This is a genomic window from Fictibacillus sp. 5RED26 (assembly GCF_015903895.1).
Classification (GTDB): Bacteria; Bacillota; Bacilli; order Bacillales; family Fictibacillaceae; genus Fictibacillus; species Fictibacillus phosphorivorans.
In genome coordinates this window covers 53830-69812 of the sequence record NZ_JACZDU010000005.1, presented here as the reverse complement: position 1 = coordinate 69812, position 15983 = coordinate 53830, and the positions used below count along the sequence as shown (strand labels likewise).

At 39.7% G+C, this 15983-nt stretch carries 13 protein-coding genes; all 13 read right to left on the bottom strand.

Translation table 11 applies throughout. The annotated features are described in order from the left end of the window. Positions 1-10: 10 nt before the first annotated feature. Positions 11-1531 (bottom strand): response regulator, encoded by a 1521-nt coding sequence (locus IHV10_RS17165; RefSeq protein WP_197132315.1) that lies wholly within the window; start codon positions 1529-1531, stop codon positions 11-13. After that, positions 1509-2972, bottom strand: coding sequence for a sensor histidine kinase (locus IHV10_RS17160; RefSeq protein ID WP_197132313.1), 1464 nt, complete (start codon positions 2970-2972; stop codon positions 1509-1511). Before IHV10_RS17160 ends, IHV10_RS17165 begins: the two co-directional genes overlap by 23 nt. Next, a complete protein-coding gene (locus IHV10_RS17155; protein WP_197132311.1) occupies positions 2969-3946 on the bottom strand; it encodes a sugar ABC transporter substrate-binding protein in 978 nt (325 codons plus the stop codon). The genes IHV10_RS17160 and IHV10_RS17155 overlap by 4 nt, the downstream gene beginning before the upstream one ends. A 176-nt stretch (positions 3947-4122) precedes the next feature. Continuing rightward, a complete protein-coding gene (locus IHV10_RS17150) occupies positions 4123-5298 on the bottom strand; it encodes a sugar ABC transporter permease (RefSeq protein ID WP_197132309.1) in 1176 nt (391 codons plus the stop codon). An 11-nt stretch (positions 5299-5309) separates the two neighbouring features. Then, the gene (locus IHV10_RS17145; protein WP_197132307.1) at positions 5310-6830 is read right to left on the bottom strand and encodes a sugar ABC transporter ATP-binding protein; all 1521 of its coding nucleotides are present in this window, start codon (positions 6828-6830) and stop codon (positions 5310-5312) included. A 92-nt stretch (positions 6831-6922) separates the two neighbouring features. Next, positions 6923-8026: a sugar ABC transporter substrate-binding protein gene (locus IHV10_RS17140; protein ID WP_066390871.1), complete on the bottom strand. Its 1104-nt coding sequence runs from the start codon at positions 8024-8026 to the stop codon at positions 6923-6925. 176 nt (positions 8027-8202) lie between these two features. Next, entirely contained in the window at positions 8203-8598 is a 396-nt protein-coding gene (locus tag IHV10_RS17135) for a VOC family protein (protein ID WP_197132305.1), read from the bottom strand. A 135-nt stretch (positions 8599-8733) separates the two neighbouring features. Then, positions 8734-9972 carry a serine/threonine transporter SstT gene (gene sstT / locus IHV10_RS17130; RefSeq protein ID WP_197132302.1) on the bottom strand — a complete coding sequence of 413 codons (1239 nt, stop codon included), beginning with the start codon at positions 9970-9972 and terminating at the stop codon, positions 8734-8736. A 295-nt stretch (positions 9973-10267) separates the two neighbouring features. Further along, positions 10268-11935, bottom strand: coding sequence for a M4 family metallopeptidase (locus IHV10_RS17125; protein WP_197132300.1), 1668 nt, complete (start codon positions 11933-11935; stop codon positions 10268-10270). A 302-nt stretch (positions 11936-12237) separates the two neighbouring features. Then, on the bottom strand, positions 12238-12915 hold the full coding sequence (locus IHV10_RS17120; RefSeq protein ID WP_197132298.1) for a Type 1 glutamine amidotransferase-like domain-containing protein: 678 nt from the start codon (positions 12913-12915) through the stop codon (positions 12238-12240). A gap of 101 nt (positions 12916-13016) precedes the next feature. Further along, entirely contained in the window at positions 13017-13619 is a 603-nt protein-coding gene (locus IHV10_RS17115; RefSeq protein WP_197132295.1) for a lysozyme inhibitor LprI family protein, read from the bottom strand. A gap of 159 nt (positions 13620-13778) precedes the next feature. Beyond that, positions 13779-14735: a tRNA dihydrouridine synthase gene (locus IHV10_RS17110; RefSeq protein ID WP_197132293.1), complete on the bottom strand. Its 957-nt coding sequence runs from the start codon at positions 14733-14735 to the stop codon at positions 13779-13781. A 284-nt stretch (positions 14736-15019) separates the two neighbouring features. Continuing rightward, positions 15020-15934 carry a hypothetical protein gene (locus tag IHV10_RS17105; RefSeq protein WP_197132291.1) on the bottom strand — a complete coding sequence of 305 codons (915 nt, stop codon included), beginning with the start codon at positions 15932-15934 and terminating at the stop codon, positions 15020-15022. Positions 15935-15983 lie beyond the last annotated feature (49 nt).

The following is a 15983-nucleotide window of genomic DNA, read 5'->3' as shown; positions in this document are numbered from 1 at the left end:
TTACGTACCTTCATCCTTTTTTTCCAAGAACAGTTCTACGATATTCTGTAGGTGAAAGCGTAACCATTTTTTTGAACACTTTGCTGAAATAGTTAGGTTCGTGATATCCAACCTCAAACGTGATTTCTTTTAAGCTTTTTTCTGGATCTGCCATCAGTTTCTTCGCCTTTTCAATCCTGCATTCTGTCAGAAAATCAATATAGTTGATTCCTAGTTTTTCTTTAAACATCTTACTGATATAGATAGGACTCATCCCCACTTTTCTTCCTAACGTCTCAAGAGAGATGTCTTCATGCGAATGCTTTACGATATATTGTTTGATCTGATGAATCGTATCCGCCTCAAGCTGTTCATAATGCTCTTCGTATGAAGTCCGCATCTGTTTTAATAAATGTTCTGATTCAAAACGAAGCTGACGGTAATCTTGAGATTGATAGGAAAAGAAAGGCGTTTCTGTCTCCACTCCCATCTCGCTCATCACTCTTGCTGTGACCCAGAGCAATTCGAGAACACGCTGCTGCGTTTGGAGCAAATCCACCGCATCATTTTCGCACCGTTTGATGAGATCCATTACATTCTTATGAACTTCATTCCACTTTCCTAACCTAATCTCATCCAAGAACTGTTTTTCACGCTGCTTGGATTGAGGTCTGTCCTCTGTACTCCCAAGCACTGGAACATCATGATAAAAGCGATATTTAACAGGCAAGGAGGAATCCATCGTAGCAATAAGAGATTCTTGATAGGACTGCCGAACTTGATCTAAAGAATGACACACATTTCCGATTCCGATAAACCATCCATCATCTGAATTTACTTTTTGCAGTGAGAGAATATCTTTTGCAAGAGAAATGGCTTGAGAACGGAACGAACAGTCTGGTTTACGAAAAACGATAATAGGAAGCTGGTGGCCATACAATGCTCCAACCCACCCACTCGCCGATTTCCTAACCTTTTCTTTGATCAACGAATAAAGGTTTTCTCCCCCTTGTGGAAGTAGAATACTTATCACAAATGATTCATGAGTGGAAGAAATGTCGAGCATATCAACAAGCATATCCAGATGGACGTCATGTACATGATCAAACAACAGCTGTGTGACAACATCTGTTTCCACGAGCGGTAACGTACTTTCCAAAACCTTGAGAGATCTGCGCTCTTCTGCAATTTCCATTAAGACTTTCCCGACCGTTTCCTCAATCTCGCTCACTCTGCTTGGCTTCAATAAATAATCCTTCACCCCTAGTTTGATCGCCTGACGAGCATAATCAAACATATCAAAAGCTGTAATCATCACAAATTTAATAAAAGGATTCGTGGATGTAATCTGCTGAATCGCTTCTAGTCCGTTCATTCCTGGCATCTGAATGTCCATCATCACTAAGTCAGGCTTTAATTCCGCCGCAACTTGTACAGCGACCTTCCCATTTTTCGCTTCATGAATCTCGAGATTAGGAAATGCCTTCTGCAGAATCACTTGTAGCCCTTCTCGTTCAATCTGCTCGTCATCAACGATCAAGAGTTTGAGCATGCTGTTCAATCCCCCTCGTCTTAGGAATTCTTATTAACACCTTCGTTCCTGCACCCATCTCACTTTGAATATCCATCAAGTTTTCCATACCATAAAAAAGTCGGAGCCGTTTCACAACATTCGTAAACCCTATACCTGTTGAAGCACGATTCGTCTCGATCAGCTCACCGTTTAAGATCTGTCTCCTAATATTCTCAGGAATACCAGGGCCATCGTCCTCCACTTCAATCATCACCATGTTATCGTCATCTATAATTCGAAGCCAGATCTGTCCGCCATCTTCTCTTGGTTCAACTGCATAGATCACGGCGTTCTCAATTATGGGTTGCAGAGTCAAGCCAGGAAGTTGAACCTCTAAACAAGACTGATCAATATCGAGGTGCAACGTCAGCCGGTCAGTAAACCTTGCTTTTTGAATGTTCATATATTGCTGAATTACCATCACTTCATCTTGAAGCGTAACGGATTTATCTAACCACTTTAAGTTGTATCTTAAAAGACCAGCCACACTTACAAGTAAATCACTCGTTTCTTCTGATCCTTCCAAGTAGGCCTTTTTTGAGAGCGTATTCAGCGTATTAAATAAAAAGTGCGGATTGATCTGGCTTTGTAGATTCTTAAGCTGACTCTCTTGCAACAGAAGCTTGTTTTGCTGCAATTCATGCTCAAGCTGCGCCTTCTGCTGTATTTCCTGAAACAGATTATTAATATTGATGCGCATTCGGTTAAAGGTTTGAGCAAGAAATGAGATCTCATCATTCGATTCAACTTTGATCTCTTTATCAAACTTTCCCGCAGACAGCTCGTTCGCTGCACGTGTTAACTGCTGCACAGGTCTTGTGATACTTAAACTAAACCAATACGTAATTACGAGCAACACAAGTGTGATGAGAAGCATCAGCCAGATTCCTAATTTCTTAAACTCTGCAGACTGATCGATGATACCTCTATAAAATACGTCGTAAGTCCTTAGCTCTGTATCGATCAAGGTAAGGGTCATTTCTGAAATATATTTTGAGAGACGCGTCGCTTCGGTGAATTCTTTGTTTGAGGTCTCGGTGTCAGATTCTTCGTAGAACATAAGAGAGCGGTCTGTTGTTTCGATCAAACTATCAATAAGATTCATATAATTCATGAGTGCAAATTCATTTTCAGAGTTTCTTAGCTTTCCGATTTCCCCTTTTGCCTCGTTAAGTTTTACTTTGCTTTGATTGAGTTTATCTACATTTTCTTCAGAGGGATCCAGCAAGTAATTATTGAGATCTGTCACCACTTGTTGACTGCTGCTTGTAACTTCATTCATGCTCAAGTATCGCTGCAGAATGTCATTGTATTGATTTTGCGTTTGTTGATTATAGTAGGTAAGCGCTATCCAAATAATAGCCATGATGATCAGAACGACTGATGCGAGCATCCATATTTTTTTCTGTATTCTGTTCATCTCTCATCCATCGCCTTTATCATTCGAATTTCACTAGAATAACCATCCGCATCAAGAGGAACGGTTTCGTTCTTCAGCCACTGCATCAAAACATCTACACTTTTTCTTCCCATCATCTCCGGTGACTGCTCAATCACACCATCCAACTTCTTTTGATTAAGTAATGTGATCGATTCAGATCCATCATCAAAAGAATAAATAAAATAGGGTTCTACTTGTCCGCGTCTACCAATCTCCTGAATCATGGCCCCAGCCGTATTAGCGTTCACGGCAATAAAGCCGTCCGCCTCGGGATACTGATTCAAAAGGTCTCTTGTTTTTGCAATAACTTGCTCTCTCGTCTCAGGTGTTTCTGCATAAACCGTCTTTACGTTAGGAAAGCTTTGAAGCACTTCTTTAATGCCTGAAAGCCGCTCTTCCTGATAATACTCCTTTTGGCTATCGCTTAATAAAATCACTTGCCCTTCTTGCCCCATGTCAGACAACATGAGTTTAGCGATCATCATTCCTGCTAAGTGCTGATTAGAACCTACGTATGTTTTTCGGAGGCTTTCTGCTTTAGGTACGTCATTACCTACCGTAATAATAGGAATGCCATAAAACGCCGCTTTAACCTTCGTCAATTCTTTAAAACGATCTGTATCAAGTCCCTGTACAATAATGCCGTCTACTTTTGACTGAATAGCAATCTCAAGCTTCTTCAAAAAATCATCCTGGTTCTTGCCGTAGCTTCCCCATACTTCAAGACTTGCTCCACTTTTTTGAGCTTGTTGTTCCGCACCTTTTCCAACCTTATCCCAGAAAGGCGTATCTAACTCTTGAGTAATAAGAACAATACGAAAACGATCTTCTTTATGAGAAGAAGCTACAGGTAGTTTCCAATCAGATTGAAACGCTTTTTGTGCCGTTGTAAACGTTAAATAACTGAGGAAGATACATATGAAACTTAGAACGATTATCCCAGCTTTGCGCAAGTGAAGTATCCCCTTTTTTTCCGATAATTTACTAATCTTATTTTATCATAAGATACTTGATGCAAACGCTTACCTATTTTCCAATTATAGGTATATGCTAAACGTATAAGAGTTAAAAAAGTGAAGACATCTTTTATCACGATGTCTCCACTTTTAACGAACTACGAGTTTAAGTTTTATCCTCTCTTTTTACGTGTCATCACATCAAACAATACTGCTGCAACTAACACTCCACCTCTAATCATGTACTGCATGGAAACCCCAACCCCAAGAAGGTTCATCCCGCTTGATAAGGAAGCCATAACAATGGCACCGATGATGGCACCCGTTACTTTTCCGACACCACCGGCTGACGATACACCACCCACGTATGCTGCTGCAATCGCATCAAGCTCAAAAAGCGTTCCTGCTGTTGTTGTAGCCGATTGAAGACGCGAAGTAAAAAGAATACCAGAAAGTGCAGCAAGCATTCCCATAGAACCAAACACCATGTACGTAATTTTATTTACATTGATTCCGCTGAGATGTGCAGCTTCTGGGTTACTTCCTACTGCGTAAATGTGACGGCCAAGTACTGTTTTCGTCGTTAAGAAATGATACGCTACAACGACAAGAAGCATAATAACAACGGTCCAAGAAAAGCCGTTATAACCTGCTAGGATCCAAGTTACATAGGCGATAATCGCTGAAACAAAAATGAGTTTAAACGTAAATATCCCTTTAGATACAACGTCGAACTGATATTTAATCTTGTTCCGACGAGTAGAGATCTCGCTATAAATGTACAGTAATATCGATAGTAGACCTAGAATTAAAGATAAAAGATGCAAGCCGTTTACGATCATAAGAGAAGGAATAAATCCGTTGCCGATCGCGTTGAACGCATCGTCTTTGATAATAATTGTTCCTGTTTTTTCCGTTACTTGTAAAAGCGCACCGCGGAAAATCAACATTCCGGCAAGCGTAGCTACGAACGAAGGGATTGCATATTTGGCGATCAACAAACCGTTAAACAGACCAATAACGATTCCAAGCACCAGAATCACCGGTATTGTCACATAGATAGGCAGCCCCATCTTTGTTAAAAGAATGGCCGCGATCGCACCAAGAAATCCTGCTGCGAACCCGACAGATAGATCGATATGACGAATAACGATAACAAGTGTCATTCCTACTGCGAGTACAGCGATATAACCAGTAGAATCTAATAGATTACTAATATTACGTGATGACATGAACAGCCCATCCGTCATGATGGAGAAGGTAAGCATAATCACAAACAAAGCGATATACATCCCATAATCACGGATATTCTCTTTCACTAACATTCTTGCTTCTTTAATAAATCCCATGTGTTAACCCCCTATTGCGTTGCAAGCTGCATGATGTTTTCTTGATTGGCTTCTTCAATCGGCAGCTCGCCTTTCATTCTTCCTTCAGCCATGACGTAGACACGATCACTCATTCCCAGCACTTCACCAAGTTCAGAAGAAATCATGATAATACTCATACCCTCGCTGATTAATTGGTTCATAATCGTATAGATCTCAAATTTGGCACCTACATCGATACCACGAGTAGGCTCATCCAAAATCAATAGCTTTGGCCCAACGAACAGCCACTTTCCGAGTGATACCTTCTGCTGATTTCCTCCACTCAAGTTACCGACCGTTTGCTCTAGTGAGGATGCTTTAATATACATGGACCTCTTGTATTCTGTTGCTCTTTTTACCTCTTCATTCTCGTTGATGATGCCCTTATCAGCGACTTCGTTAAGATTTGCCGCCGTTATGTTGTTCTTAATATCTTGAATGAGAAACAGCCCATCACCTTTTCGGTCTTCTGTGACATAAGCGATGCCTGACTTAATCGCGTCACTCGTATGCTTGAACGTTTTTTCCACACCTAAGACTTTTAGTTGACCTTCTAGTTTGTAATTTTTCGGATTTCCAAACACACTTAGTGCAAGTTCTGTTCGTCCTGAGCCCATAAGCCCAGCGATTCCGACGATTTCCCCTTTTTTTACATGAAAGTCGATGTCTCTTAACACATGTCTGCCAAGCTCGGTACTATAAGCAGACCAATCATTCAGTTCGAGTATTGTTTCACCGATCTTTTTATCTGGTCTCTTCGGATAAATATCATCAATATCCCGTCCGACCATATTTTTAATGATCATGTTCTCTGATATTTCTCCTTTAGAAGCATCGAGCGTACAGATTGTTTTGCCATCACGCAGGACCGTCGCTTGATCAGCAATCGATATGACTTCTTTTAGCTTGTGTGAAATCATAATACTCGTGATGCCCTGTTTCTTAAGCTCACCTAGGAGTTTTAACAAATTCTCGCTGTCATCCTCATTCAGTGCGGCAGTCGGTTCATCCAAAATAAGCAACTTAACGTCCTTACTTAACGCTTTGGCGATCTCGACCAACTGCTGCTTTCCTACACTCAAGTCCTTCACAAGTGTTTCAGGATTAACATCGAGCCCCACCCGTTTCAGCATTTTCTTTGCTTCAGCAATCGTCTGATTCCAGTCCACCAAGTTTCCACGTTTAACTTCGTTTCCAACAAAAATATTTTCATAAACCGTGAGATCCGGAAATAAAGCTAACTCCTGATAGATGATAACGATGCCGGTTTGAACACTGTCACTAATCTTATTGAACTGCTGAACACTTTCTTCAAACACGATGTCTCCTTCATACGTTCCATAAGGATAAACCCCACTTAGCACTTTCATCAGCGTGGATTTCCCTGCTCCGTTCTCCCCGATCAAACAGTGTATCTCGCCTTTTCTTACTTTAAAATTTACATTACTGAGCGCTTTCACTCCGGTAAACGATTTGGAGATCTCGTTCATCTCCAAAATATATCCGCTCATCATGATCCCTCCAATTAGCCACTCCACTGTCTTCATTGTGAAAAATAGTGATAGACGTAGAATCTATCACTATTTCTCGTCCTGCTATTTTCTTATTCAAGCCCTGTAAAATCGTCGGCTTTATAATAATCAGAATCAATTAGTTCTTTCTTAACGTTGTCTTTGTTTACAACGATTACGTTCGTTTGTTTTGCTTTTACTTCCACGTTTCCATTGTCGTATGAACCTGTTGTTTCTGGCTTCTTCTCATCAAGGATCTCAACTGCCATTCCCATTGCATCCTTAACAAGTGTACGAACATCCTTAAATACAGTCATCGATTGTTTGCCATCAATCACATATTGGATAGAAGCTTTCTCTGCATCCTGTCCTGTTACGAGGTAGCTAGAAACCGCGCTGTCTGATCCAAATACATCTGCGATCGAACGAGCTGTTCCATCGTTTGGAGCTAGAATCGCAACATCACCTTTCAAGTCTGCCTTAGCAGCTGTCAAATGTGTTTGCGCTTTGTTCTTCGCTTCGTTTGCGTCCCAGTTCGTTGTTACTTGGCCGATGATCTTGCTCAGCTCATCGCGAGAAAGTTCAGCTTTATCTTTTAAAGCTTCAGCTTCACTAGAGTTAGCGATCTTGAATGTCCCATCAGCAATCTTAGGTTGAAGTACTTTCCAAGCTCCTTCAAAGAATAAAAATGCATTATTATCAGAAGCCGCTCCAGCATAAAGGTAAAGCGGTGTGTTAGATCCTTTAGCGTTGTCGATCAAGTATTGACCTTGTGCAGCACCTACTGCCAAGCTGTCAAACGTTACATAATAATCAACCGCGTCTGTATTCGTGATCAAACGGTCATACGCGATAACCGTGATGTCATCCTTTTTCGCTGCTTCTACTGCCGCAGCTGCTGCATCACCGTCTTGTGGACAGATGATAAGAACATCGATTCCTTTGTTGATCAATGTTTCAACGTTTTCTTTTTCTTTTGCAGAAGATCCTTGGCTGAACAGAATCTCAGTCGTGTAATCCGTTCCTTTTAAAGCATCCTTAAATCTTTGCTCGTCCTGCACCCATCTAGGCTCATCTTTCGTAGGTAAGACGATCCCCACGCTTACCTCACTATTGCTGTCACTGCAACCAGCTGCAACAAGCATAAGCATGACAACAGCAAGCATCAGAGATAGTAATTTACTTTTCTTCATCATTAGTTCCCCCTTTAAAAAGTACTTACAAGATAATTATAGCTACCGAAAAAGAGGGTATGAAAGCGCTATCATTAGCACTTTATTAACATCGTCTGTATTTTTTTAACTAAGGGGGTTTTTAACAGCCGCAAAAAAAGACAACGCCAATATACTAGCGTTGTCTTCACCATTATTATCTATTTCGCATTCTCATCAGGCTGATGAATGCCGAAAATATTGCCTTCTGTATCTATGTAGTATCCTTGCCAAGCCATTCCTGGCAGCGCGTACTTCGGCATCGCTACTTTTCCGCCTTGCTCCAAAATCTTGGCTTCTGTTTCATCATAGCTTTCAACACCCATCGTACATGCATATCCATTTAATGCTTGGTTCGGTTCAGGCGGCGGGCTCTGTCTTTGCATTAAAGCACCGTTGATCCCCATTTCTTTGTCGTCCCCAGTCACTGCACCGTAATAAGGCATTCCAGCAAATTCACTCCAATCTTGAAATGACCAACCAAACACCTCACCGTAAAACTTCATTGCCCGCTCCATGTCATCCACATGAATTTCAAAATGCACTAATCTTCCCATGAGTAGCCTCCTGATTTTTTTTTATAATAAAACCACTTAAGTCATTCCATACACATAATAGTAATTCCTTTAAACGAGAAAATACGGCAACAAAAAGGCACCTTCAACGCTAAACAACGTCTCAGGTGCCATCTATTATGCTGCTTTTTGAATGTTAATTTCTTTTCCTTCTTTACGCCACTCTTTGTACTCAGCAGCTGCTGTAAAAAGTACGTCTGTTGATGAATTTAATGCTGTTTCAAAAGAATCTTGTAATACACCGATGATAAAGCCAACACCAACTACTTGCATCGCCACATCACCGGGAATACCGAACAGACTACACGCTAGAGGGATCAATAATAACGATCCACCAGCAACCCCTGAAGCGCCACACGCGCACACAGCGGATAAAACACTTAGAAGAATAGCTGTTCCGAGATCAACCTGAATGTTTAGTGTATGAACCGCTGCAAGCGTTAAAACAGAAATCGTAACCGCAGCACCTGCCATATTGATCGTCGCCCCTAATGGGATGGATACAGAATAATTATCCTTGTCCAAACCAAGCTTCTCACATAACTTCATGTTGACAGGAATGTTAGAAGCGGAGCTACGTGTGAAGAATGCTGTTATTCCACTTTCTTTCAAGCATTTGAAAACAAGCGGATAAGGATTTTGTCTGATTGCTGCGAAAACAATAAGTGGATTCACAACCAAGGCAACAAATAACATACAACCAATTAAAAGTCCTAACAACTTGCTATAACCCAATAATGATTCAATACCGTTTGACGTAATTGATTCAACGACTAGTCCCATGATTCCTAGAGGTGCTAACTTAATGACCCATGTTACCAATTTAGCTACAGCGTCCGAAACGTTTGAAATCATCGTTTTTGTCGTTTCCTGTGCACTTCTTAAAGCAAGTCCTAAAAGCACTGCCCATGCCAGGATACCGATATAATTCGCGTTAACCAAAGCGTTGAATGGATTATCAACAACGTTCATCAGCAGCGTTTTTAGTACTTCAGCAACACCACCCGGAGGGGTAACCCCTTCAGCTCCCTTACCAAGAGTCAGACCTACAGGGAAGATAAAACTTGCAATAACAGCTGTTAATCCAGCTAAGAATGTACCTATAAGATAAAATAAAATAATGGCTTTCATGTTCGTCTGATGGCCCGCTTTATGTTGCGCGATCGCCGACATAACCAAGAATAATACTAAAACAGGTGCGATTGCTTTTAGTGCACCTACAAATAAAGTGCCAAAAATAATAACAGGTTTTGCTGCTTGCGGAATCGTTACAGCTAGGATAATACCAACAATCAATCCTATAATGATCTGTTTAACAAGACTTAACTGATTCCACTTTTTCAGTATACGTTTCATAGATGTCATCACCAATCTAGTTAGAATTGTAAAGCTGTTTATCTGAATAAACCTGTAGCCTACGTCTTTTAACAGGTAGGAATAAGAAAGCCCACCAAATTCAATCCACCTGAAAAAGACAATTGTCCTTCTGTTAAATAGTATTATAGTGAGTATTTCGACTTAATACAATGTATTTATAAAAGTTGTAATAATTAGAATATTTTGATAGTATTCGGGTTTGTTTTACTAAAATAAAACCTCAGGATATTATTCCTGAGGTTTTCATTTTGTATTACAGCTACCAATGGTTCGATTAATTAATACCAACCGCATCAAAGCCTGCGTTAACTGCGGTTACTTCAGTACTTCCTGAACCATAAAGATCTGTTGCAGCTTGTACGATGGCTTGACGAGCTTCACTAAAGTTAGAATTCGATGTTAAGTATACCGATAGTGCACGGTAATAAATTTTACCTAATTTTTCTCTACCAAGCTCCTCACCAATCAGATATGCAGCATGATTCGTAATGGAAGAGTTCACATGTACACCACCATTATCTACATTCAGCGGCATGTTATAATATTCATCCATATGTGCTGGATAGACACCACTGCCATATGCCGCTCTTTGCGGGTTGCTGACAACAACACTGTTCGGGTCGCTTAAGCTACGCAATCTCGTTACGCCATCTGCTTTTGCAGCCGGTGCCATGATGTCCTCACCCATTTCCCAATCACTATCATCAACGAGTGCACCAAAAACGTCAGCGAATGATTCATTAAGTGCTCCCGATTGGTTACGGTAAGCTAGATTTGCGGTATGCGTAATCACACCATGTGTCATTTCATGTGCCGCAACATCAAGACCTGCAGATAATGGAATGAAAAATTCTCCGTCACCATCTCCGTAGGCCATATAACGTCCATTCCAGAATGCATTATTGTAATCGACTCCCATGTGTACATAAGAATTGATCGCCATACCTTCTCCATCCAAAGAATTCCGGCCATGCTCATTCAAATAATACTCATAGACCTTTTCAGAATTATAGTGTGCATCAACAGCAGCTCGGTCATAGTCACTCGTAAAGGAAGCTGAATTCCCCGTAAAAATCTTATCATTACTAGAATCCCAATCACTCGTAGCATCATACGTAAAGATTCCTTCAAGATTCTCATGAGAATAATCTGCTAAAGCAAACCTTGTACCAGATTTCGGCTCTTTCACTCGTGTAATATGTAATTTTCTATGTTCACCATGAACGCCAAGGCCAGAGCCTGTTTGCGTTTTATGTTCATCAGCATGCATGAGCCCATTATACTGATCGATGACTTCTCCTGTCTTAGCATCTACAAATACAAACCAGTTTCCAGGTTCTTCACCCATAAAGTTAACGTTTATTTTATAAGCGGTGTGATTCTTATTTTCAAATGGATAGATAACGAGCTCAGATGTTGGTTCATATGTTAGCTCTTGAGGAGCTTTAACCGATGATAAAGCAGCTTGTAGCGCAGCTTGTTTACTGATGGCAGCTTGTGTATCTACGAGTTGATCGACAATCGTTTGATTCGTTCTTCCATTCACAGAAACGATCTCATGATTTTTATTAAAATGGGCGACGACTTCAGAACCTTCTACAGGAATCCCATTGATTGCTTGTGAAAACCGTACGTGAGTCATTCCAAGTTCATCTTTATTTACACTTTTTACTTTTAAATTTTTTTCCGGACTTTTAATACCTGTTTTATCTTGATTTTTCTTTAAATAATTTAGTGCGTTAGAAGAACTGCTTGAGGAAAACTTCTCTGCATTTCTTTCCTTCACAAAGAAAGGTACACTCGCTTTCTCATTCCATTCTTTAGCAACTTGAACACGGTTGACTTCACTTGAATGAACAGGTTGTGCAAGTACATTAACCGGAATGGAACTTAATAGAAATGTAGATGACAAAATGACGGAACCTATAAGCTTTTTCTTCACGAAACGATACCTCCTATTAATTGGTTATTATCATTATATAGGAGAGGAAAAAATTCCGAATGAACAATAAGAATTATCTTAATTTTACAAAAATATAAATATTAACTATGGGCATGAGCGTCGTATAGGTGAAATCTACTAATTAAGACTAACGTGTTCAAAAATTCAAAGGAGAATCTCTCACTAGATTTCAGCCCCATAAAAAAAAGAAAAAAGCATAGGTATCACCTGCTTTCTTCTTCATAAAAAAATCTCTACTTTAAATTTAATTCCTATCAGATTCATTTTCCGAATGATATGACCTATGAACTAACTTTACTTAAAAGTTTCCAATGTCCTTCAGAAATTACTTCAGTCTCACCATTAATTACTTTGATTGCGGTATCATCATCAATAGCATATGCTGGTCCATTAATCTCAGCAGCCCATTGTTCTGCAGCTGCCATAGTGTTTTCTGGCAGCATCTCGTGATCAACATGTGGAAAGATTGAAAAATCGACGAATCCAAGTGCTTGATCTTCACCGCTCGGTGGAGTCCAGCCAACGAAATCTTTCCCAATCCTAGGTGTCATCACCATACTACCTGCACTCATTCCCACATATACTGCGCGAAGCGATGGTAATATCTCTGCTAACCCCGACTGCTGCATCCAATGATACAGGTAAAGAGCGTCTCCGCCCGAAACTAAAAAGACGTCGGTCTCCTTTACGAGGGGTACCCAGCGTTCTTTGTCTATGCTTGGCAGCGCAGTAAGCTCGAGCACACCAACTGACTTCCAACCTAGGTTAACCATAGGATTTTCCTCTTTCCCGGTGATGAACTCCCAAGCTTTCACGCCTGGTCCCACCCAGGGATGTCCGTACATGGCAGTAGGTATACAAAGGGCGTTGCAATCAGCAATTGGCTTGTCCAACATATTAACGAGCGCCTCATGTATGCTTTTGTTAATCACGCCTCCAGATGTGAGCAGTAATTTCATAACGTAACTCCTCCTTGCTTTTCCATGAATGTTTCTATAATTCTACAGAAGCTGTCACCTTCCTCTTATACACCTGGTGGAGTTACTTTTAGACCCAGTTATTACTTCATATAATTCTCAATTAATTCAAAGCATCTCTTCTCTGTAAGATTGTTTATTGTTCTTACATATTCGTATTGCTCCAATGTACCACCTTCATATTTAAGAGATTCCTTTTTAGCTATATTTTCCCTATTGATTAACCATTCACGTTGTTCTTTTCTTAATTGGTTCATCTCTTCTTTATTGAGTTGCTTCTCTAGTACTCCATAAATTTCGTTTAACAAGTCATCTAATAGTTCGTATGCATCGCCTTCCACTTTCTTCAAAGCGAATGTTGTATCATCTAGTGGATTCTTTCTCATCTCTGCTACTTTATTCTTCATCTCTTCCCATTTTTGAAGATATTTTTCTTTTGTACTTTCCTTATTTTCAGAAGCATCTTTCTGAGACATATCTACCTTTTCATTAGTATGATCACTTCCTGAAGCTTTTTCAATATCATCTTTATTTGAAATATCTGCACCTGATTTTTGAGTTGATTTATCATTTTTTGATTCGTTATCCGTTGATCCATTTGACGAATCAGTTGAATTTCCGCAAGCAGATACTATAACGAGCAGAACGGTTACAACAATGATTAACAACTTCCGATTGTTTTTCATGAACGTACCTCCCTTTTGTATTTGATCTAGCAATTGTTAGCTTCACCTTAACATAAATTACCTCTTGATGAATTTAATGGATTCAAATCAAAAAAACAGCATGTACCCACAAGGTCTCATACTGTTTTTCAATCTATTTCTTTATTCTTTTAAAAGTTATTAATGATTGATTTGATCTAGCAACGCTCTCACTTCATCCGTTGATTTTGTGTTCATCAACTGATTGCGTAATTCTGCCGCTCCTGGGAATCCTTTTACATAGATTTTGAAAAAGCGGTGAAGTCCTGTGATAGAACGCGGCACTTCTTCCGCGTATTGATCTTGGAGATCAAGCTGCAGTCTTAACAGATCAAGATATTCTTTGCTGCTGTGCTCTCTTGGCTCTTTTTCAAAAGCAAAAGGATTTTTAAAGATTCCTCGTCCGATCATAACACCATCAATTCCGTATTTTTCAGCAAGCTCTAGCCCTACTTGACGGTCCGGAATGTCTCCATTGATCGTTAGTAACGTATCTGGTGCAATTTTGTCACGCAGCTTTTTAATCTCAGGAATAAGCTCCCAATGAGCATCTACAAGACTCATTTCCTCTCTTGTTCGTAAATGGATAGAAAGGTTTGCAATATCCTGCTCTAAAATATGCGTAAGCCACGCTTCCCACTCATCGATCTCTTTAAACCCAAGTCGTGTTTTCACACTAACAGGTAGTCCGCCAGCTTTAGCCGCCTGAATTAATTCAGCCGCTACATCTGGACGTAGAATAAGGCCACTTCCTTTTCCTCTTTGTGCGACATTCGGTACTGGGCAGCCCATGTTAATGTCGATTCCTTTAAAGCCCATCTCTTTCATGCCAATACTCATTTTACGGAAATATTCAGGGTTATCTCCCCATATATGTGCCACCATCGGCTGTTCATCTTCTGTAAACGTCAAACGGCCGCGAACACTTTTTAATCCCTCTGGATGACAATAGCTATCTGAGTTTGTAAACTCCGTAAAAAACACATCCGGTCGCCCAGCCTTACTTACAACATGACGAAAAACCACATCTGTCACGTCCTCCATTGGAGCAAGTACAAAAAACGGACGCGGCAGATCACGCCAAAAATTATCTATCATTGATGCTCAAATCCTCTCACTATAATGCAACTTCAAAATCCCGGTAAAATAAATATTCTTTTACTCTTATATCATGATTGTTCACTCAATATCAATCACTGCACATTTATAATTTATGGAAATTTACAAATGTACAAAAAAGCCTCTCGATGATTATGATATCAATACAATTCGTACAAAAATATATTGTCTTCTTTTTCGTCCCTGCCCTTCTAACCTGCAGGTCTGCACCTTTATTAACTTTTAAAGTTATTTAAATGTTTCATGTTTAATTCAACTTTGATTCAATCCTTTTTTAAATAGCCCATTCTCATCAGTTCCTCGTATACGATCCAAGAGAACTTTTTTCTGCCCTCACTGTTTAAATGATCGGGGTCGATAAAATATTCTTGCTTGTTTACGAATCTTGGATCACTCATATAATTTAACAATGGAACATCTAGATTTAGAGCTTCTAAATGCTGAAAAACAAGTCTATTCATAACTTCTTTATTGAAATATTTTTGATAAGACTGATGAACAGGCTCCATGGTCAACACGACTTGGTAGCCTTTATCGCTGCAATAATCTACAATTTCTTCTAACTGCTTTACATTTGGTTCAATGTTATTGTTTTCTATTGCTTCCTGGTACTGTTCTTCTATTTTCTCATATTTTCTTTCTGAATAATCTTTACCATTATTTGACCAAGGTTGATGAGAATTCCATCTTAAGTCTTTTAGTTTACCCGTGATTGCAGAGCTAAGACTCCCAGTATTTGTCCCAGGTAAATTCAAGTAAGTGTAATAATCAATGATATTATACGGTTCAATATCACTACGATCTAAAACTCTATAATAGTTCCCAATGTTCTTAGCCTCAGAATTGGCGAAAGTCATTTGAGAGATGGAAACGAGAACGACACCACCAGGTTTAAGATGCTCACCATACTCTTTCAACAATTTAGAGTCGTATTGAATGGTCTGAGAAGGAAGCGCTAAGTCCAGATGGGACAAACCAGTGGGCTTAAAATAATAACCATACATCGAATGAGATGCACCTAGATTGATGAGATCAACAGGATGTGGTTGTTTCTTAAATGCCAGTATGTCATGATCAATATTGTAATCATATGAATCCTTAACAAATTGATTGATCGGCATAAAAAGTAGGATAACAACACCGATGATAATTGTTAACTTGATGAATAAACGTAACATAGCAAATCCTTTCAACACCGTGTATCTTTTATCAAATCTTCACCTAAAC